Source organism: Cupriavidus gilardii (assembly GCF_013314895.1).
GTDB classification, from domain to species: domain Bacteria; phylum Pseudomonadota; class Gammaproteobacteria; order Burkholderiales; family Burkholderiaceae; genus Cupriavidus; species Cupriavidus gilardii_C.
Window position 1 is genome coordinate 1 of sequence record NZ_JABTYE010000059.1, and the last position, 683, is coordinate 683.

The window sequence follows — 683 nt, forward strand, 5'->3', positions numbered from 1 at the left end:
CACGCCCAATGGCCGGGCGGCGCGCGCGTTGCGCTGCAGTTCGTGCTCAATTACGAGGAAGGCGGCGAGAACTGCGTGCTGCACGGCGACGCGGCCTCCGAGCAGTTCCTCTCCGAGATCGTCGGCGCGGCGGCCTATCCCGACCGCCACATGAGCATGGAGAGCATCTACGAATACGGCTCGCGCGCCGGCGTCTGGCGCATCCTGCGCGAGTTCGAGCAGCGCGGGCTGCCGCTGACCATCTTCGGCGTGTCGATGGCGCTGCAGCGCCATCCCGAGCTGACCCGCGCCTTCGTCGAGCTCGGCCACGAGATCGCCTGCCACGGCTGGCGCTGGATCCACTACCAGAACATCGACGAGGCGACCGAGCGCGAGCACATGCGCACCGCGATGCAGATCATCCGCGAGCTGACGGGCAGCGCGCCGCTGGGCTGGTACACCGGCCGCGACAGCCCCAATACGCGGCGCCTGGTGGTCGAGCACGGCGGCTTCGTCTACGACTCGGACTACTACGGCGACGACCTGCCGTTCTGGACCGAGGTAACGACCGGCAACGGCGAAACGAAGCCGCATCTGGTGGTGCCCTACACGCTGGACTCCAACGACATGCGCTTTGCCACGCCGCAGGGCTTCAATACCGGCGAGCAGTTCTTCCAGTATCTGAAGGACGCGTTTGACGTGCT

The 683-nt window shown here is 67.1% G+C and carries 1 protein-coding gene; it reads left to right on the forward strand.

Going from position 1 to position 683, the window contains the following annotated elements:
- Nucleotides 1-683, forward strand: a 683-nt coding sequence (locus HTY53_RS24590) for a polysaccharide deacetylase family protein (protein WP_174109195.1), incomplete at both ends; no start/stop codon positions are given.